The following is a 17,739-nucleotide window of genomic DNA, read 5'->3' on the forward strand; positions in this document are numbered from 1 at the left end:
ATTTCAGCGCAGCGGGATAACTATCCCGTCGGCCTCCCAATCAGACGTTCCGTTGGCAACCGGCCATCGGTCCGGCGTAAGACTTGCGATATGAATGGCGCCGCAATGTCTATCGAGCGCCGTTACCCTCAAATATCCGAGCAGGGCGCCGCAGACGCCACGCGCGTCGCCGACGCTGGCTATGACAAAGACCGGAACGGAGAGGTATCGGCCCAGACATTCACGATGCCTCACACGAAGGATGGCTATACCCTTGACGTAACCGAGTGAATTCTCGGCAACTGCAATCTCCTCCACATAGGGAGAGGGATACTTTCGTACGAGAGCCGTTGCACAGGTCTGCCGCCATGCAGCACGGTCGATGCCGTAGCCCAGGGCGCCTATAAGGCAGTAGGCCCGTTCGACCTGTGCTGCTTTGATTGGGGCGACGGCATAGGCGGAAGCCATGATATCCTTCCCGATGAATGGATCGGATTGAACGAACCTGCCGAACCCGGAACTTAGCGCCGTGCGATCGCAGGCTCTTCTCCAGGATGGTGGCAATGCTCACCACGAGACTACTTTTCCCGTCAGCCGGGAAGCCGTCATTGACGCGCGTCAATGCCGCCAACTGATATCTGCCCTTTATTTGTCTCAAAGAGCGCCTCGATAAGGAGAATGCGTCATGTCGATCGATCTGCGCGGTCGCAGCGTGCTCACCCTCGATGATCTGACTGCCGAGGAAATCCACTACTTGCTTCGGCTCGTCGCTGACCTCAAGGAAAAGAAGCGGGCCGGGACCGAGGTCAAGCAATTGAGTACCAGGAATGTCGCGCTTCTGTGCGAGCGAGATTCGATCCACGCGCATGCCGCCTTTGAAGTCGCGGCCCACGACCAAGGTGCGAATGTTACGTTGATTGGACCGTCAACCGGTCACACGCGATATCGGGAGTCGGTCAGGGACACGGCTCGTTTCCTCGGCCGACTGTACGACGCAATTGGATATATCGGGCATTCCCAAGCCACTGCGGAAGAGCTCGCCAAATGGAGTTGTGTGCCTGTTTACAATGGGATGACGGACGAGTCACACCCTACGCAGGCTTTGGCCGACCTTGTGACAATGCAGCAATGCAGCGACAAGCCTCTCGACGAAATGATCGTGGCCTTCCTTGGGGATGGACGCAGCAACGTCGCAAGATCACTGGCAGTGGCCGCGTCAAGGCTTGGCATCGACCTTCGCATCGTATCGCCGCAAAATTTCTGGCCGGAGATCCCCTTCGTCGAACGTGTGACGTCGATGGCAAGGGACAATGGCGGGCAGATAACCGTGCTGGAGCATGTCGGTACCGGCATCCTCGGCGCTGACTTTATTTACACGGCTCCCTGGTTTGCCGAGGGAGACGTCCGTTGGGCGGAGCGGGTGAGGCACCTTGCACCTTTTGCGGTCAGAGAGAACGTAATGGAAGCAACTTACAACCCGCACACGAAGCTGATGCACAGCCTACCCGCCTGGCACTGGCGGGAAGATGAGGTCCGGGCGCGCATCGCCAAGCGCTTCGGCGTCGAGTGCATGGAGGTGTGTGATGGCGTCTTTGAGTCCAAATCCTCAATCGTGTTCGATCAGGCCGAAAATCGCATGCCGGCAATCAAGGCGCTTCTCGTGGCCACGCTTGCCGGTTGAGCGCGGCGGTCCGGCCCTTCCGCGAGCGCCCAGGTTATACTCGAAATGACGCGGTCCCCCGGGGATGCCTGCCCGACGATAAGAAATGGAGTTTGTGCAGATGGTCACTCAACCCCTCATTCGATTTCACGGCGCCGCAGGCACAGTTACCGGCTCATGCCAACTGATTGAGCTGGGGGCGACGAGAATTCTGGTTGACTGTGGGCTGTTCCAAGGGTCCAAGACGGAGAAGGAACTTAACTATCGCCCGTTCCCCTTCGATGTTGACAGCATCGACGCAGTGATCCTGACACATGCCCATATCGACCACTCCGGTCTGCTCCCGAAGCTCGTCAAACTTGGCTACGAGGGGCCGATCTTCGCGACGCCCGCGACGACTGACCTGTGTTCCGTGATGCTGCCGGACTCTGCCCATATCCAGGAGAGTGAGGTCGACCAACTCAATCGCCGCAACCTCAGGCGCGGACGCGGCACCGTGACGCCGATATACACTGCCCGAGACGCAGCGGTGGCGGTCACGCTATTCAGGCAGGTGCGCCTTGGTGTGTGGGAGAGAGCGGCCGACGGGGTGCGCTTTCGGTTCTGGAATGCGGGCCACCTGCTCGGTTCCGCTTCGGTAGAAGTCGAGCTCGACACGTCCCCCACTCCCCTCAGGGTACTTTTTTCGGGTGATATCGGCCCACGTCACAAACTTCTTCAATATGACGCGGCCGCACCGACGGGCTGGGATTATGTCGTATGCGAAAGCACCTACGGCGATGTCGAGCGGGAAGACGCCAGCGACGAAACCAGGCGGCGCATTTTGCGCTCGGAAGTGACGGAAGCCACCCATCCTGCGGGCGCTTTGATCATTCCGTCCTTTGCGGTGGAGCGAACGCAGGAACTCCTCACTGATCTTGTCCACCTGATGGACACCGGTAGAATCGCGACTTGTCCGATTATCATCGACTCGCCTTTGGCGACCCGCGCGAGCGAGATCTTTCGCAGGCACGCCAAGGAACTCGAGAATGGTGACCTGCTCGTCAAGGCCCTGCAAGCCAAGCACGTGCGCTTTACCGAGACGCCCGAGCAATCGAAAGCGATCGATTTCACCAAGGGATTTCACATTGTCATTGCCGCCAGCGGAATGTGCGAGGCTGGTCGTATAAGGCATCGCTTGAAGAATTGGCTCTGGCGGGACGAGGGTACGGTGCTCCTTGTCGGTTACCAAGCCGCCGGCACCTTGGGACGAATTCTTGCAGACGGGGCATCGGTGGTGCGCATTCAAGGCGAGGACATTCGCGTGCGCGCACGCATCAGGAAGCTGGACATCTATAGCGGGCATGCCGATGGCAGAGAGCTTGCAGAATGGGTGCGATCCCGCGAGCCAATCGGTGCCGGCGTATTCTTGGTGCACGGTGAAGATGCGGCTCTGGATGGGTTGAGGCAACGGCTTCAGACATTCCTGCCGGAGGACAAGGTGGTTCGTCCGCGTTTGGACGCAGCGTTCCGTTTAGACGTGAAGGGAGCGGTCGAAGTATCCGAAGGCGTCTCCCCACCACGTATCGATCCACTTCGCGCAGGGCGGATGGACTGGAACAACGACTTGCAATCACTGGTACTCGACTTGCAAGCGGAACTGGCCAAGGCAGCCGACGACAAGGCCCGAGGCGTGGTCATTCGCCGCGTGCGGCGGGCACTGAATGCGGACGCTTGAGCCGCCGCACAGGCCAGCGACGAAGCGATTCAACCTGGAGCAGGCACGTTGGACGAGACATCATCAACCGGCGAGCGCCATACGATCCTGATCCGCATCGATCAGTTGGCTCGGCTCTTCAATTCGCTTGATCCTACACCTTTCCATGAGCGGGATCTGGACGAGGACGCCGAGCGCTTCATTGTCGAATGGGCTGAGGAAGCCCCTAAAGATCGAGTAATTGCAATCGTCGTACAGTTGCCTCCAGGGGAAGCCGACATGGCGGTCACACGTGTCGTTCAGGACGCGATGCGCTACAATTTCGAAAGCCGCTGCAAGCAAGCCAGTCGCGAGTTGCGTCAACTTCTGAGGGAGGGACGGCAAGCATTGTTCATCGGTATTCCGATCCTCGCATTCAGTTTGATCGCAAGTCAGCTTGTGACCAATCTGTCAGGGGAGGGTGCGTTGTCGCGTGTCACCAGCGAAAGCCTCGTCATCTTCGGTTGGGTCGCAAATTGGCGGGCGCTCGAGATATTTCTCTACGACTGGTGGCCGATCATGCGAAGGCGCCGGCTCTATCGTCGTCTGGCCGCAGCGGAAGTCCGGGTACTATCGTTCTGACATCCTGGTTTTTCCTTGATGCGCGTCAATGCGCGGGTGCACACAGGTGAGATTCTAATATCCTTGCTAGGAGTGCAGGATATGCAGAATTTCCGGAGGTTCATACTTGCCGTAGCGATCTGCGCGTTCGCCGCTTCGTCGACTCCAGCAAGTGGATTTGACGCCGATTTCTCTGGCACCTTGGCGCGAGTTAGATCTGCGGTTGTCGGTATCAGCAGCACCGCCAACCGCATACTGACGAACGAACTGCTGGACGATGCGAACGTGCGAAAGATCCTGGGCCTCCCGGATGGTGTTCTTATCGTGCAAAGCGGTGCTACCGTCACGGGCTCCGGCGTGATCATCGACAGCGAGCACGGTTACATCGTCACAAACAGTCATGTGATCGCCGATGCCGACGACATCGTGGTGACGCTAAAGGATGGCCGTATTTTGCAGGCCGAAGTTGTGGGCAGTGATGCGCCAACTGATCTTGCTGTGATCAAGATTGGTGCACCGGGCCTGGTTGCCCTTGACTGGGGGCGTTCATCCGGTCTGAAGGTTGGCGATTTTGTGGCTGCCATCGGCAGTCCGCTCGGCTTGGAACAGACCGCAACTTTTGGGATCGTAAGTGGTCTGGGGCGGTCCGGTCTCGGTATCGATGAGTACGAGGACTATATTCAGACTGATGCAGCCCTCAACCCCGGAAACTCTGGTGGGGCGCTTGTCAACGCAACAGGCGAGCTCCTGGGCGTGATACGCGGGGTGCCGCCACCGAATGAAGGCGCCCAGGGTATTGGTTTTGTCATTCCATCCGAGTTCGCGTCCAAAATCGTTCGCGCTCTTGTTAAGGACGGCGAGGTCCGGCGCGGATGGCTTGGTGTTTCAGTCACTCTTTCGCAGGCAGATGTGGGCGCGACGCAAAATCTGGTCGTTGACCGGCTGGTCTGCAATTCGGCGGCCGAGAGGCAAGGGGTGAAGCTTGGCGATGCCGTGACAGCACTCAACGGCCACGCGGTCTCGACCGAGGCCGCTTTCAAGAATGCAGTCAGCCTGCTGGCGCCCGATGCCCGCGTCATCCTGGACATCCGGCGCGGTGGAAGGGTGCAGAGATTGGAGTTGACGCTTGCCGATCCCGGTAGCGTGCAAAGCGCTCCGGTCCATCGCGCTTTGGAAGCGGTGACCCTCGGCTTGCCTGTTTCATCACGTTCGCGCGCGTGCACGCCAAACGGACCGATTTTTCTGGAGGTACCATCCGACAGCATTGCATACGCCGCTGGCCTCCGGACGGGTGACTATCTGACCTCGATCAATGGCGAGCCGGCCATCTCGGCGGCGCAAATTCAAGACCTGTTGGACGCGTCTGATGATAAGATTTCGCTCGATATCTTGCGCGCAGGTACAGCCTATCGAATCGAGGCTGATTAGGCGCATCTCTTTTCTTTGCTATGCTCGGGGTCAGTTCACGGATTATTAGAACGAGAGAACGTCATGCAATGGTCCTTCAAACTTGGCTCCGTCGCGGGGACCGAAATCCGCGTGCACGTAACATTCGCCCTGCTGCTCGTTTGGATCTGGGTCATGCACTACCGGATCGGGGGCCCGCCGGCTGCCTGGGAGGGAGTTGCCTTCGTCATCAGTGTTTTTCTCTGTGTGGTGCTTCATGAGTTCGGGCATATTGCCGCTGCTCGCCACTTTGGCATCAAGACACCGGACATCACTCTCTTGCCGATTGGGGGCCTTGCGCGGTTAGAGCGCAACCCAACCAAGCCGCTCGAAGAATTTGTGATTGCCATTGCGGGACCGCTGGTCAATGTCGTGATTGCTGGTCTCGTGATCATAGTCGTCGGAGGCGCACTGGGCTGGGAACAACTGCTGTCGCCGCAGGACCCCCGCGTCGATTTCCTGGCGCGGCTCGCGGGCGTCAATATCTTTCTGGTCGTATTCAACATGATCCCCGCCTTCCCGATGGATGGCGGGCGCGTCCTCAGGGCAATTCTAGCCTGGCGTTTGTCATGGACGCGCGCCACCACGCTTGCGGCTCGCACCGGGCAAGCCATTGCCTTGGCAATGGGAATTTTTGGTGTCTTCTTCAACCCATTGCTTATCCTGATTGCCATCTTCGTCTATCTCGCGGCGGAGACAGAAGCGCAAGGCAGCGAACTTCAGGCAATCTCCGCCGGCACGAGCGTCTCTGACGTGATGATTACCGACTTTGCGACGCTCGGGCCCCGGGCCTGTGTCGGCGAGGCCGTAGAGCTCCTGCTTGCGACGAGCCAGAGCGAGTTTCCCGTCTTGAACGAGGCGGGCCGGTTCGAAGGACTGATGACGCGCGAAGGCATAGTCCAGGCGATGAGAGAAAGGGGTGCTGGCGCGCCCGTGATCACGGTGATGCGTCGCGACATCCCCACGGTGGATGGTCAGTCTCCGATCGACGCGAGCGTGAGGCTCATGCAGGAAGCAAGCACGTCGGCTGTGCCTGTAGTAGATCACAACCAACGAGTTGTCGGCCTCATGAATTACGAAACCATCGGGGAACTGCTGATGCTTCGCAACGCTGATGGGCGCTTTCGGCCGGGCGGTCGCGTGCGCCGCTCGCGCTAGAGCATTCTGCTTTCAAGTGGTATCGCTTGAAAGCAGAAAGATGCTCTAGAATCAAAGTGCTAGGGCATCCTTTGTGCATTCACATGAACGCACGGCGCTATAGGCACACAATTGCTGTCTATCGCTCGACGACTGCGACCCCTTCCGCGATGCGGTCACTTGAATAAAGAATGACCCTCTCACCCGAAACCATCCCGTCGCGGATCTCCACTTCCAGGCTGTTGCGCTGCCCCACAAGGACTGTTTTTTGATCGGGCGTGGCCGTTCTTAGCGATGAAAACCACCCATTTGCCCCTTTGCCGGAACATTGCGCCTACAGCGCCGCGCGTCTTTTCAGACGCGCAAAGGTCGCTGTAGGACTTTGATTTTCTGCATGTCTTCGCCCTTAAATCGAGGTCGATTTAAGGAGACATGCAGTAGTGGCGGTTTGAGCACCTGGCCCTCCAAAAGGATGATCTGAACCATCCCTTGTGCCGCTCTGTGATTACGGGCGCCAGACGTCACGCTAACGCCGTCCACGCCTTAATTAGAGAAGTATCTTTCGATGTCCGCGACTTCGAATTTGACCAGATCTTTTGCCAGTTCCGCAGTAACCACGGACCGCGCACGGGGGGCGAGCTGCCTGCGCAGCTGGCCAAGTACGCGCGGGGGCGCAACAAGCACGAGATTCTTGATGTCCTCGTCGCGTGCGAGAGCCGATAGTTTGCCTGCAATGTTGGCGACAAATCGTTCTTCGGCCTGTTCGTGCCAGTCGGTCTGCTCAACCTTGCTTCGTGCGCTGCCGGTCGACTGATAAACCCTGCCCTCGCGATCGCTTCCCATCATTCGCGTCGGTGGTTCAAAGTTTACGATGGAATCCATCGTAATAAAGTTGAGGCGTTCGGCATCCCCCGCATTGCGTATGACAAGGGCGCGGCCCCCGTCGCATGCGAAAACCCAGCAATCGTGCGGAATTCTCGGCTTCATGACTGTGCCCTTTCTGCCTAGGAACGTCTGGGATATTCATCCGTTCAATGCGCCATCAAAATCGGTAATTTCGCCTCCTTGAGCATGGATTTCGTGACACCTCCGAGGATGAGCTCCAGCAGTTTGGAATGCCCGTAGGCACCCATGACAATCATATCGGCGTTGATGTCCAGTGCATGCCGCTGCAGGGTGTCGGTCACGAAGCGGCCCGCGCTCGGCAGGGTCTCGACCGAGACGTTGACGCCGTGGCGCGCGAGATAAGTCGCGATATCGGCTCCCGGCTCGTCGCCGCTCACTCTCGACGCGGCAACCGGGTCGACCATTGTGACGTGAACGGACTGAGCCAGCTTCATCATTTCGAGCGCATCCCTTGCGGCATGCGCTGCGCTCGGGCGCGAATCCCACGCCAGCAGTATCGTCTTCGGTCTCAATGTTGCGTTCGCGTCACGCGGGACGAACAAGACGGGCCGTCCCGCTTGGAAAAGCCCACCGCTGACTACCTGCGACTTCAAGTCGTCGTTCGCGAAGACCCCCGGGCCGGCCACGACCAGATCCGCGTAGACGGCTCTTTCGCCGATGTCGTAGGCGGGGCCTGCGACTTCCGCATATATGCTGTCGACATCAAATGACAACTCGGCCGTTGCGAGGCGCTCGCGGATCTTGACAATGCGCTCGGAAAGTTGCTGCAGGTTGCGCTCGCGCACTTCCAGCCAGCTCGGCGATAGCGTCTGGTAGCGCCCGGTAGGCACGGGCGCCATAACAACGAGAAGGGCGCTGAGATGAGCGCTCACCTCGCCGCCGAGTTTCATCGCCGTCTCCAAATCTTCGGCGCTTTCATGCTCGCCGAGCACGTTCAGAATTGTCTTGAATGACATGATTTCCTCCCTTTTCTACTTTCTACGCGCAGCGCTCCGCAGAGTGCTTGAGCTCATTGCGGAGCGGGGCGCTCGAGCGCTAGGCGGCGTTCACCTGGATCTTGCGGTCGTTCTGTTGAGCCTCCTTGGTCTTTGGCAGGGTGATTGTCAGTACGCCTTTCGAGAAGGTCGCTGCAATCTCGTCGGCCTTCACGCCCTCAGGCATTCTGAAGGCGCGCTGGAATGAGCCGTAACGCCGCTCCGACAGCACGTACTCTTTGTCTTTTTCTTCTTTAACTTCCTGCTTTTCCCCGCGGATTGTCAGGTTTCCGTTGGATACCTTCACCTCGATATCCTTCTCGTCGATCCCTGGCAGCTCAGCGGTGATCTCGTAGCTTGTCTCCTTTTCCACGAGATCGACGGCCGGTGCGATTGCCCAAGTCGGCAAGAGAGATGCCCGCTGAACCTGAGCCGGCCCGAAGGGGAGCCGCCAGAAACTCGGCGTGAAGTCGTCGAACAGGCGGTCGATTTCGGCCCGAAGGCCTTCAACAGGCAACCACGACTCCGGGCGGGAACGAGCTGTCTTTTCGTCTTGCTTGATGGGAAGTTTGGTTGCTGGCTCAGCCATGACTGGTTTCTCCTTTGAATGGACGTGGCGTGCGGCCGGCGACACGTGAGAGAGCCGATCTTCCGATCCTTCCTCTGCGGCCTGGTGCCGCCCGACCAGCAGACTTCGCAATTAGACCGCGTTCTCGAAGGCAGCGCATTGACGCCCGTCAAAGGTCGTGTGTCGCTGCTTTGACGCAGCGCGACGCGAGGCATTGCCAATCATGTCGTTATTGAAAAGTGGCCAGCGCTCCGGTATTTCGTCGATTGCGGCATCGATTCCGTCACGCCCAACAGTTTCGTCGCGGTAAAACGGACGATCGCCGCCGCGGAGCGACGCACGAGACAAGGTAGAGACTGAGGCAAGCCAGCTTCATTCCTCGGCCTCGAGCTGTTCGGCTGCCACAAACAGGAGCGCGCGCATTTTCTCCTGCAGCATTCCCTTATCGGCCGCCACGTTAGCTGCACGGAGGTCACCGAGAACCTTCAGCAAGACATCATCGTCTCCCGGCTCTGTTTGACCGGCCGTGATCACCTCTTCCACATAGGCCGACGTGTCTGCGCGTCCGATAACTTGGGCCGCCCATTTCGCCAGAATGCGATTACGCCGATCTCGAACCCTAATTGCCCTTTCGAAATCGAGAAAGTACTTCTCTTCAAGGGCCTTTTCGCGTTCGTTCAGTGCCGTCATCATGGTGCTCCGATGTGTTGGGAGGCTATGATTGCATCGTGGTATCGACGAGGGCGTCCCTCGTCGGCTCCGGAATTTCCGTCATGGTGGCTTCGGTCAGCAGCAGGACACTGGCGACCGAGACGGCATTTTCAAGCGCTACGCGGACGACCTTGGTGGGATCAATAATCCCGGCAGACATCAGATCGACATATTCCTTCCGTCCGGCGTCGAAGCCGTAGTTGCCTTCCCCCTCCATCATCTTCGCCACTACAACGCCGCCATCAGTGGAGGAGTTTTCCGCGATCTGGCGCGCCGGAAGCTCGAGCGCGCGTTTAAGGATCTGCACCCCCGTGCGCTCGTCGCCTTCGCACGCCACTTCCTCATCGGCGACCGCAGCCATGCATCTCAGGAGAGCGAGTCCGCCTCCTGGTAGAATACCTTCGGCAACGGCCGCTTTAGTCGCGCTGATCGCATCATCGAGCGCCTCCTTTTTCGACTTGAGTTCCGCCTCCGTGGCCGCGCCCACCTTGATGACAGCAACTCCGCCTGAGAGCTTTGCCAGTCGCTCCTCAAGTTTCTCTCGGTCGTAGTCGCTCGTCGTCGTGGAGATTTCCCGCCTTATCTGGTCGGCGCGGCCGGCAATCGACTTCTTATCTCCCGCGCCGCCGATGATCGTCGTCGTATCCTTGGTGATGATCACTCGTTCGGCACGGCCAAGTTGTTCGGGTGTCACCGCTTCCAGCTTGATGCCCAATTCTTCGGAAATCAGCTGACCGCCTGTGAGTATGGCTATGTCCTGAAGCAGCGCCTTTCTTCGGTCGCCGAAGCCGGGCGTCTTTACCGCGCAGTTTCGAAGCGTTCCGCGCATCTGGTTAACGATCAGAGTGGCAAGCGCTTCCGTTTCAACGTCTTCAGCGATGATCAGCAACGGCGTGCCAGATTTGGCGACGGCCTCGAGCAGGCCGACGCAGTCCTTAAGGGATGTGATCTTGCGGTCGAAAAGCAGAATGACAGGGCTCTCGAGCGCCACTTCCATCCGCTCCATGTCGGTGACGAAGTAGGGCGAAAGGTAGCCGCGATCAAACTGCATGCCTTCGAGTACATCGAAGACCGTCTCCGTTGATTTCGATTCCTCGACGCTAATGACCCCTTCGTCGCCGACTTTCTCCATCGCTTCTCCAATGAGTGTGCCGATGTGCGTGTCGTTGTGCGCCGAGATGGTTGCCACCTGCTCTTTTTCACGCTTCGAAGAAACTGGGCGCGAATTCCTTCTTAGTTCCGCGACGGCGCGCTTGAGCGCGCGATCCAAACCTCGTTTGATATCGATTGCGCTCGCGCCGGCTACGACGTTGCGCAGCCCGTCGGCGAAGATCGCATGGGCGAGGATGGTAGATGTAGTCGTTCCGTCGCCGACGATTTCGCCGGTCTTTTCCGCCGCCTGTCGCAGCATCCGCGCGCCGAGATTTTCCTCGGGATCCTTCAGATCGAATTCCTTGGCGATCGTCACGCCGTCGTTACAGACGATCGGCGACCCCCATTTTCTCTCTATCAATACGGCCTTCGACCGAGGTCCAAGTGTGACCCGGACCGCATCGGCAAGCTGGGCCGTTCCCCTCAGGATCTTCTCGCGCGCGGCTGAGTGGAAAAGGACTTGCTTGTGCGCCATCGCTCCAATCCTCCGATTGGCAATCTCTAGCACATACGGGGACATGCAACCTTGATGGGCGTCAAAGACATCCTCGGTCGCGCAACTCTGGTCCTTTGACGGCGGTCAAGGTAACGCCGGTCGATTGGTGCTTTGATGGACCAACCGGAACACCAGAACGGGGTTCGTTGCGATGATTTACAATACGATACTGGTAAACCTGAGTATGCACGAAAGTGTCGCGCGGCAGCTGAAATTTGCCCGTGGCGTCGCATCGCGCTTCGAGGCAACACTCGTCGGTTTCGCCGCCGGCGATATTCGCATCATCGCGGCACCGCCCCCCGGTGTGGTCATGGATGATGAATTCATGCGCCTCGAAGCGGTCGACATCGAACGCAGCCTGGAATTGCTCAGAAACGAATTCGAGGCGGAAGAGGGAGCCACGGATTTGCTGCGAACGAGCGTCGGTGACCCAACGAAGGAACTCGCCTCAGCCGCGCGGTTGGCAGACCTCGTAATCGCAGGCACATCCCGTGGCGGCAGCAAGCCCGTGGATCTCGGTGAATTGATCCATTCGGCCGGTCGCCCCATCCTCATTCCGAGGGACGATCTTGAGCCACTCGGAGCACATAAGATCGTGATCGCCTGGAAGGATACGCGCGAGGCACGGCGGGCGGTGGCGGATGCGATGCCGTTCATCGTTCATGCTCGCGAAGTCCTTGTCGCAACAGTCGAGGAGCAAGAGAGGCAGCATGCCATGGAGACGGTCAATGATGTTGTCCGCTACCTGATCCACCATGGTGCAAGGGCCCGCGGGGAGATCTTCAGCTGTCATGCTCCCTCGGACGGCGAGACCCTCATCAGTATAACCAGGCAATTTGGCGCGGATTTGATAGTTTCGGGAGCATATGGCCATAGCCGGCTCCGCGAGTGGCTGCTGGGAGGGGTTACGCGCTTGCTTTTGCGCGAAACCTCTCTCAATCGCCTGATGTCATCCTGATCCGCAAGGCATGTGCCCTGGCCCGGATCCTTGTCGGCGAGGCGGCAAAGAGGGGGATCGATGGCGGCACTTGACGCAAAACTTCGCTTTCTCAGCGATCCGGCATCATATCCCGAGCCACCGTCCAGGATTGAGGCGAAGGAAACCCACATGTCCTGGGTCTTCGTCGCCGACGACTGGGTGCTGAAACTGAAGAAGCCGGTCAAACTGTCCTACTTGGATTTCAGCACGGTCGAAGCACGCCAGTTCTTCTGCGGCGAAGAGGTTCGCCTCAACCGCCAGCTGGCGCGAGAGACGTACCGCGCCGTCAAGCCACTCTACTGCGACGACGAGGGGGCGTTGACCTTTGAACCTTCGGCGCGCGTCGTCGACTGGCTCGTCGAGATGCGAAGACTTCCTGCAGACGACATGCTGGACGCGCGCATCAAAGCTAACCGGGTCGCGCCTGCGGACCTTGTCGATATCGAAGAGCGCCTTGCGCGCTTCTATATCGCCCGCCCGTCCGAGCCTTCCGACGGACCGGTTTACATACATCATCTGTTGCAAGAGCACGAGGTCAATCGAGTAACCTTGCTGGACCCCGAATTCGATCTGGCTGCGTCAGGCGCCGCTATGCTGCTCGATGGGGTCGGCCGAGGGTTGCGCGACATGCGTTGTGCAATCGAAGCGCGGATCAAGAGAGGAAAGATCGTGGAAGGCCATGGTGACTTGCGTCCGGAGCATATATGCCTGATCACCCCGCCGCAAATCATCGATTGCCTCGAATTCAACCGTTCGATGCGGATCATCGATCCCTACGACGAGATGAACTATCTGGCACTGGAATGCGAGATCCTCGGGGCAGGCTGGATTAGGCCGCTGCTTCTTTCAACTTTGGACAGGATGCTTGGTGATCGTCCGGACGATCGCTTGCTGGCTCTATACAGCGGATTTCGCGCCCTGCTGCGGGCACGGCTTTGTCTTGTTCACCTCCTCGAGCACCCGGTGCGCCAAGCGGAGAAATGGCGACCACTGGCACTCGCCTACCTGACGGCTGCCAGAAAACACATGTCAATCATCATCGCTTGAAAGTGCGGCAATGGAGCCGCCCGAATGCATCCGGCGAATGGCTTCGCCAAAAAGCGGTGCGCTTGGAACGACTTCGACGCAGGAGCGCAGGATGTCTTCCGACACATGGAAGGGGGAAGCGGAGTCTGTCACGATCGTGCGATCGATTGCAGGATGGGCAAGAACCGCTTCTACGCCTCGGTCAAACAAACCATGCGCGGCGAGCGCGTATACCGTCTTTGCCCCCCGCTCCCGACAAGCTTCCGCTGCCCGCAGCATGGTCCCACCAGTGCCGATCATGTCGTCCACGACGAAGACGACGGCATCTTGGACGTCGCCCGCGAAGAGATGGCCGGAAACGACTCCGCGGCTGCGGCGCTTTTCCATGATCCCGAGTTGTGCCTCGTTGCCGGACAGGAGCTCGTAGGATTCCTTCAAGAGCTGTGCCCGCTTGATCCCGCCTGCGTCAGGGGAGAAAATCAAGACTGGCTTGCTTCCGGCCAGGCGGGCAATGGTCTCGCTGAACAGACGCCGGGTGTTCAGGTGAACGGTACAGCAACGAAAGGCGTTCTGAAACGCCGAAAGGTTGTGTACGTCGAGCGTCACCACCGTGTTGACCCCCACCGCTTCGAACAGTTGCGCCACATAGCGCGTCGTCACCGGGTCGCGCGCTTTGGTTTGTCGATCTTTGCGCGAGTAAGCGAGATAGGGAGTGACGACGGTCACCCGCGAAGCGCCGTTTTCTCGGCACGTGGCGGCAAAGAACAAAAGTTTGCAAAGCTTGTCATTGGCCGATTCATCTGGGGCGCCGTTCAGGGTGTGAATGAGGTAGACGTCCTCACCGCGCACGCTGACGAGTGGGCGCGCCTTGTGCTCGCCGCCTTCGAAGTCGCGCTCCTCATGCTCGGCCAATGCGCCCCCAACATGGTCGGCTATGGTCCGTCCGAGCGCTTTCGTTCCGTTCAGTGCAAAAATCCGCATATTTCCAGCATCGTACGAAAGCGGCTGCGGTTCCTTGACGGCGATCAAGATCGACAGGCGCAATGACGGGCCATCGGGTGATCACCGACAGCGCGCCATCACCTCCTGCGGGGCGAACGTCTGCCCGACCTGGTTACTCCGAACCACGCGTTTTCCCGCCGTAGGGCCACGCGTTTCGGAGGTCACGACGCTTCGGCCCTCCGGTTCACCATCGCGTTGATGATAGATGACGACCCAATCCCGTGTCTTGCCGAGCTCATGAGCGCGTCTGCTATTGGAAAAGAGTACCGTGAAAAGCCAGTCGCCCTTGCTCATGTGCATAATCGGAAGCCAGGCCTCATGCGTCGGATTGAAGCGTCTGGGGGCAATCGTGCGGAGCTCACCCGAAGCCGCCTTTGCGCGATATATGCGATCGACCGCCAGAAGGACCCTGGCTGGTGGTTGGCTCGGTTGTTTCCATGTGCGCGCTGCCGGCCACCGTCCCAGGCGCTCCCTCAGCGCTGTAGATATCATTTTCTTTCGCCTCGGGCCGATACCCCTTACGGCGAGTTCGCCGGAAAATACAGCCTGCTCTAGGTCCTCGAAAGTCTCAAGTCGGCCATCTTCGGCGAGCAGGCCCGCTAGCCGCTTTCCGATTCCGGGAATAGTGCGAAAGAGGACCTCCGGAGTGAGTTCGCCGCGCAGCCTTTCCAGTTGGGGCCAGCGGCCTCCCGCCACCATTTGAGCGATGGCGCCGGCAATGGCCTGACCGATTGCCGGCAGGGCTTCGAGGCCCTCGCGCCCCTCGTCGGCCAGTATGGTGGCAACCGGACGATCCAGCGCGGCGACAACGTCGGAAGCACGGCGATAGGCTCGCGATCGGAAACGGTCGTCCTCGTGTTGGTCTAGAAGATCGGCATAGTCACGCAGCTTTTCGGCAATCGCCAGGTTTTCAGCAAACGTCTGTCCCCGGGCGTGAGACGGTTGTTGAATGATTTGGTTTTCCATGGACCTTGCTCCCAAGCGCAAGCCATACTCTCATAAGGGATTCCGATAGATTGACCCGTGAGAGCGAGCCTGGAGTGGCTAAAGGTGGCCCTTCTCATACTCCTGACAGGACTCGCCGAACTGGGCCATCGCCTCCTCCAGATAATCCGCCAGTAGCGGCGTGCCGAGGAGGTAGGCGGCGGTGCGCTCATTGTGGGCTTCAGCCGCATCGGCGCGGATACTCTCCCAGTCATCCACGTTGCCGTCACCACGGCCCAGCCAGCACAGGGCAACGAGGTCTATCTGCTGGTCCTCGTTCATGTCAGAGATGATGCCCGCCAGTTCGGACTCGACGGGGTCGTCGGGCTGATCCTCGAGCACGGAGATCATGCTGTCGTCGGTGGCGTTCGATGCGGGATTGAGCTCCGAGGCGACATCCTTGACGTCGAACTCGCGTGCCTTGACGATGAGATAGCAGACGGTCTCCGGCGCGAGGGATAAGTTCCAGGTTCCACTCATCTGTCTTCTCCAACTAGCAATTTCAGATCGTTCAGACGCCAGAGCGCCACATCAGCAATCGGGACGCGCGCAATGACCTGGCGGCGCAAGGTTGATCCTGCGACGCCAAACACACTGAATCTGATCGCAAATTCGAATCTGCGCTTTGATGCGTGTCAAACGGGCGGATCGTCACGGAAAGTGGCGTCGGACGCCGTGAAATCACCGGCGCACCATTGATCCGCATCAACGAAATACTGTCGCGTGCGTTCCATCATTGCCGGGCCAGCACATCTGTCCCGGCCCCGCGCCTCGTTCGAAGCCGGTAGGCCGGCACCGGGGCGTCGAGATTCGCGATCCAAGCGAGGCAAATGCATGCTCGTCCAAGACCAGACTGCTACAGTGACATTTCTTAGCGACCGGAAAACGCATGGATGCGAGAGGGTCGAGCATATCCAAACTCACATCTCCGAGATCTTCCTCGCCGGCAACCGAGCCTTCAAAATGAAGCGCGCGGTGAAGCTTCCCTATGTGGACTTTTCGACGCCGGAGCTACGGCTGAGAGCCTGCGAAAAGGAGTTCGAGCTGAACAAGGCGACTGCGCCCGGCCTGTACCTCGGCGTCCGGCGGATCGCGTGCGACAAGGATGGGCAACTGGCCTTCGGCGAGGGCGAACTTGTCGATGCAGTCGTCGAGATGGTTCGTTTCGACCAGGACGCTCTGTTGGACCGCATGGCGGTCGATGGCCGGCTCGATGAGACACTGATGACAAAGGCGGCGCGCATGATCGCGAGCTACCACCGCTCAGCACCCGTCATCCACCAGTATTCGGGATCGGTGAACACTGCGGCGGTACTTACCATCAATGCCGCCGGCTTCGCGACGAGCAGGGTCTTTGGGGTTGTCGAACTTACAGAGATTACACGCCGCTTCGAGCAAACGCTCGCCCAGTTCAAGCGTCTCCTCGATGCCCGCGAGGCGGCCGGCAAGGTTCGGCGATGCCATGGCGATTTGCACTTGCGCAACATCTGCCTCCTCGACGGTGAACCCCGATTGTTCGATTGCATCGAGTTCAACGATCAGATTGCCACTGTCGACACGCTCTATGACCTGGCGTTTCTGCTGATGGACCTCTGGCACCGTGGTTTCCCTGAATTCGCCAATCTGGTCATGAACCGGTATCTCGACCAAACCGATGACGAGGACGGTTTCGTGCTTCTGCCATTCTTCATGGCCATAAGGGCCGCCGTCAGAGCCCATGTCATTGCCACCCAGGTTGCCGAAGGTGGAAGTCGCCCGGAGCAACTTGTCGCCGAGGCGCGGTCCTACTTTCAGCTCGCCCGCTCGCTGCTCACCGCGGTTCCCGCGCGCCTGATCGTGATCGGCGGATTCAGCGGCTCCGGCAAGACAACCGTGGCAGATGCGCTGGCTGCGTGGCTCGGCGCCCCTCCCGGCGCTCGCATTATTGAAAGCGACCGCATCAGGAAGGCGCTGCATGGGGTTCCAGCCGAGGTACACCTCGGTGCAGATGCCTATCGTTCAAGCGTATCCGATACAGTCTACTCCGAGATGGCCCGCCGCAGCCTGGCTCTATTGAAGGCCGGGGGATCTGTTGTCGCGGATGCGGTGTTCGACCGGTTGGCCAACCGCCAGCTCATCGAGGCCGCCGCCAAGAGCGCCGGAGTCCAATGCAAAGCCGTCTGGTTGGATGCTGGCACGTCCATCTTGCGAAAGCGCGTTGCCAATAGAGATGGGGGGCCTTCTGATGCGGACCTGAGCGTCCTGGCACGGCAGATTTCCGGTGAGAGGGAGGGGCTTACCTGGCGCATGATCAATGCAGAGCGTCGGGTCGACAAAATCGTTCAAGAGATCCTCGAACCTGAAAAGGCTGCGTGAGTGCCGAGACAATTCAGCGATCCTTCTGGGTCGAGCGTCGAACGACATCAGCCGGCAAAAGTGAGCTG

General features: G+C 59.2%; 17 protein-coding genes. 8 read left to right on the plus strand and 9 right to left on the minus strand.

Going from position 1 to position 17,739, the window contains the following annotated elements:
* Positions 1 to 3: 3 nt before the first annotated feature.
* The gene (locus AC0C6X_RS23660; protein ID WP_472955505.1) at positions 4 to 447 is read right to left on the minus strand and encodes a hypothetical protein; all 444 of its coding nucleotides are present in this window, start codon (positions 445 to 447) and stop codon (positions 4 to 6) included.
* Between the two features lie 217 nt (positions 448 to 664).
* Here AC0C6X_RS23660 and argF point away from each other — a divergent pair, with 217 nt between their 5' ends.
* From argF to AC0C6X_RS23685, 5 genes are all read left to right on the plus strand, one after another.
* The gene (gene argF / locus AC0C6X_RS23665; RefSeq protein WP_472955508.1) at positions 665 to 1,660 is read left to right on the plus strand and encodes an ornithine carbamoyltransferase; all 996 of its coding nucleotides are present in this window, start codon (positions 665 to 667) and stop codon (positions 1,658 to 1,660) included.
* Between the two features lie 100 nt (positions 1,661 to 1,760).
* Entirely contained in the window at positions 1,761 to 3,356 is a 1,596-nt protein-coding gene (locus AC0C6X_RS23670; RefSeq protein ID WP_472955742.1) for an MBL fold metallo-hydrolase, read from the plus strand.
* Positions 3,357 to 3,404: 48 nt separating this feature from the next.
* Complete coding sequence (locus AC0C6X_RS23675; protein WP_472955509.1) at positions 3,405 to 3,956, plus strand: hypothetical protein; 552 nt, start codon at positions 3,405 to 3,407, stop codon at positions 3,954 to 3,956.
* A gap of 81 nt (positions 3,957 to 4,037) precedes the next feature.
* The gene (locus tag AC0C6X_RS23680; RefSeq protein ID WP_472955511.1) at positions 4,038 to 5,363 is read left to right on the plus strand and encodes a trypsin-like peptidase domain-containing protein; all 1,326 of its coding nucleotides are present in this window, start codon (positions 4,038 to 4,040) and stop codon (positions 5,361 to 5,363) included.
* Between the two features lie 63 nt (positions 5,364 to 5,426).
* Positions 5,427 to 6,539 carry a site-2 protease family protein gene (locus AC0C6X_RS23685; protein ID WP_472955513.1) on the plus strand — a complete coding sequence of 371 codons (1,113 nt, stop codon included), beginning with the start codon at positions 5,427 to 5,429 and terminating at the stop codon, positions 6,537 to 6,539.
* A 522-nt stretch (positions 6,540 to 7,061) separates the two neighbouring features.
* Here AC0C6X_RS23685 and AC0C6X_RS23690 read toward each other — a convergent pair.
* The 5 genes from AC0C6X_RS23690 to groL all read right to left on the minus strand — a co-directional run bounded on the left by AC0C6X_RS23690 (position 7,062) and on the right by groL (position 11,304).
* The gene (locus AC0C6X_RS23690; RefSeq protein WP_472955515.1) at positions 7,062 to 7,505 is read right to left on the minus strand and encodes a baeRF12 domain-containing protein; all 444 of its coding nucleotides are present in this window, start codon (positions 7,503 to 7,505) and stop codon (positions 7,062 to 7,064) included.
* A gap of 44 nt (positions 7,506 to 7,549) precedes the next feature.
* Positions 7,550 to 8,380 carry a universal stress protein gene (locus AC0C6X_RS23695; RefSeq protein ID WP_472955516.1) on the minus strand — a complete coding sequence of 277 codons (831 nt, stop codon included), beginning with the start codon at positions 8,378 to 8,380 and terminating at the stop codon, positions 7,550 to 7,552.
* A gap of 79 nt (positions 8,381 to 8,459) precedes the next feature.
* On the minus strand, positions 8,460 to 8,987 hold the full coding sequence (locus AC0C6X_RS23700) for an Hsp20/alpha crystallin family protein (RefSeq protein WP_472955517.1): 528 nt from the start codon (positions 8,985 to 8,987) through the stop codon (positions 8,460 to 8,462).
* Between the two features lie 351 nt (positions 8,988 to 9,338).
* Positions 9,339 to 9,656 carry an ATPase inhibitor subunit zeta gene (locus tag AC0C6X_RS23705; protein ID WP_173514970.1) on the minus strand — a complete coding sequence of 106 codons (318 nt, stop codon included), beginning with the start codon at positions 9,654 to 9,656 and terminating at the stop codon, positions 9,339 to 9,341.
* A 25-nt stretch (positions 9,657 to 9,681) separates the two neighbouring features.
* Positions 9,682 to 11,304: a chaperonin GroEL gene (gene groL, locus AC0C6X_RS23710; RefSeq protein WP_472955745.1), complete on the minus strand. Its 1,623-nt coding sequence runs from the start codon at positions 11,302 to 11,304 to the stop codon at positions 9,682 to 9,684.
* A 172-nt stretch (positions 11,305 to 11,476) separates the two neighbouring features.
* Here groL and AC0C6X_RS23715 point away from each other — a divergent pair, with 172 nt between their 5' ends.
* Positions 11,477 to 12,283: a universal stress protein gene (locus AC0C6X_RS23715; protein ID WP_472955519.1), complete on the plus strand. Its 807-nt coding sequence runs from the start codon at positions 11,477 to 11,479 to the stop codon at positions 12,281 to 12,283.
* 60 nt (positions 12,284 to 12,343) lie between these two features.
* A complete protein-coding gene (locus AC0C6X_RS23720; RefSeq protein WP_472955520.1) occupies positions 12,344 to 13,351 on the plus strand; it encodes a hypothetical protein in 1,008 nt (335 codons plus the stop codon).
* Here the strand turns inward: AC0C6X_RS23720 and AC0C6X_RS23725 are convergent.
* The 3 genes from AC0C6X_RS23725 to AC0C6X_RS23735 all read right to left on the minus strand — a co-directional run bounded on the left by AC0C6X_RS23725 (position 13,334) and on the right by AC0C6X_RS23735 (position 15,796).
* Positions 13,334 to 14,374, minus strand: a complete 1,041-nt coding sequence (locus AC0C6X_RS23725; protein ID WP_472955522.1) for a ribose-phosphate diphosphokinase — start codon at positions 14,372 to 14,374, stop codon at positions 13,334 to 13,336. The two genes, AC0C6X_RS23720 and AC0C6X_RS23725, sit on opposite strands and share 18 nt — an antisense overlap.
* Before the next feature lie 18 nt (positions 14,375 to 14,392).
* Positions 14,393 to 15,298 (minus strand): DNA-binding protein, encoded by a 906-nt coding sequence (locus tag AC0C6X_RS23730; RefSeq protein WP_472955524.1) that lies wholly within the window; start codon positions 15,296 to 15,298, stop codon positions 14,393 to 14,395.
* A gap of 78 nt (positions 15,299 to 15,376) precedes the next feature.
* On the minus strand, positions 15,377 to 15,796 hold the full coding sequence (locus AC0C6X_RS23735) for a DUF3775 domain-containing protein (protein WP_472955526.1): 420 nt from the start codon (positions 15,794 to 15,796) through the stop codon (positions 15,377 to 15,379).
* Between the two features lie 354 nt (positions 15,797 to 16,150).
* Between AC0C6X_RS23735 and AC0C6X_RS23740 the strand changes: the two genes are divergently transcribed.
* Positions 16,151 to 17,671, plus strand: a complete 1,521-nt coding sequence (locus AC0C6X_RS23740) for a bifunctional aminoglycoside phosphotransferase/ATP-binding protein (protein WP_472955528.1) — start codon at positions 16,151 to 16,153, stop codon at positions 17,669 to 17,671.
* The last annotated feature ends 68 nt before the right edge of the window (positions 17,672 to 17,739 follow it).

It is taken from the genome of Ensifer sp. VA4, from assembly GCF_055710065.1.

Bases quoted from the DNA above. Each gene is read 5' to 3' on its own strand.
- AC0C6X_RS23660 (WP_472955505.1), bottom strand. From the start codon at position 447: ATGGCTTCCGCCTATGCCGTCGCCCCAATCAAAGCAGCACAGGTCGAA.
- argF (WP_472955508.1), top strand. From the start codon at position 665: ATGTCGATCGATCTGCGCGGTCGCAGCGTGCTCACCCTCGATGATCTG.
- AC0C6X_RS23670 (WP_472955742.1), top strand. From the start codon at position 1,761: ATGGTCACTCAACCCCTCATTCGATTTCACGGCGCCGCAGGCACAGTT.
- AC0C6X_RS23680 (WP_472955511.1), top strand. From the start codon at position 4,038: ATGCAGAATTTCCGGAGGTTCATACTTGCCGTAGCGATCTGCGCGTTC.
- AC0C6X_RS23685 (WP_472955513.1), top strand. From the start codon at position 5,427: ATGCAATGGTCCTTCAAACTTGGCTCCGTCGCGGGGACCGAAATCCGC.
- AC0C6X_RS23690 (WP_472955515.1), bottom strand. From the start codon at position 7,505: ATGAAGCCGAGAATTCCGCACGATTGCTGGGTTTTCGCATGCGACGGG.
- AC0C6X_RS23695 (WP_472955516.1), bottom strand. From the start codon at position 8,380: ATGTCATTCAAGACAATTCTGAACGTGCTCGGCGAGCATGAAAGCGCC.
- AC0C6X_RS23700 (WP_472955517.1), bottom strand. From the start codon at position 8,987: ATGGCTGAGCCAGCAACCAAACTTCCCATCAAGCAAGACGAAAAGACA.
- AC0C6X_RS23705 (WP_173514970.1), bottom strand. From the start codon at position 9,656: ATGACGGCACTGAACGAACGCGAAAAGGCCCTTGAAGAGAAGTACTTT.
- groL (WP_472955745.1), bottom strand. From the start codon at position 11,304: ATGGCGCACAAGCAAGTCCTTTTCCACTCAGCCGCGCGCGAGAAGATC.
- AC0C6X_RS23715 (WP_472955519.1), top strand. From the start codon at position 11,477: ATGATTTACAATACGATACTGGTAAACCTGAGTATGCACGAAAGTGTC.
- AC0C6X_RS23720 (WP_472955520.1), top strand. From the start codon at position 12,344: ATGGCGGCACTTGACGCAAAACTTCGCTTTCTCAGCGATCCGGCATCA.
- AC0C6X_RS23730 (WP_472955524.1), bottom strand. From the start codon at position 15,298: ATGGAAAACCAAATCATTCAACAACCGTCTCACGCCCGGGGACAGACG.
- AC0C6X_RS23735 (WP_472955526.1), bottom strand. From the start codon at position 15,796: ATGAGTGGAACCTGGAACTTATCCCTCGCGCCGGAGACCGTCTGCTAT.
- AC0C6X_RS23740 (WP_472955528.1), top strand. From the start codon at position 16,151: ATGCTCGTCCAAGACCAGACTGCTACAGTGACATTTCTTAGCGACCGG.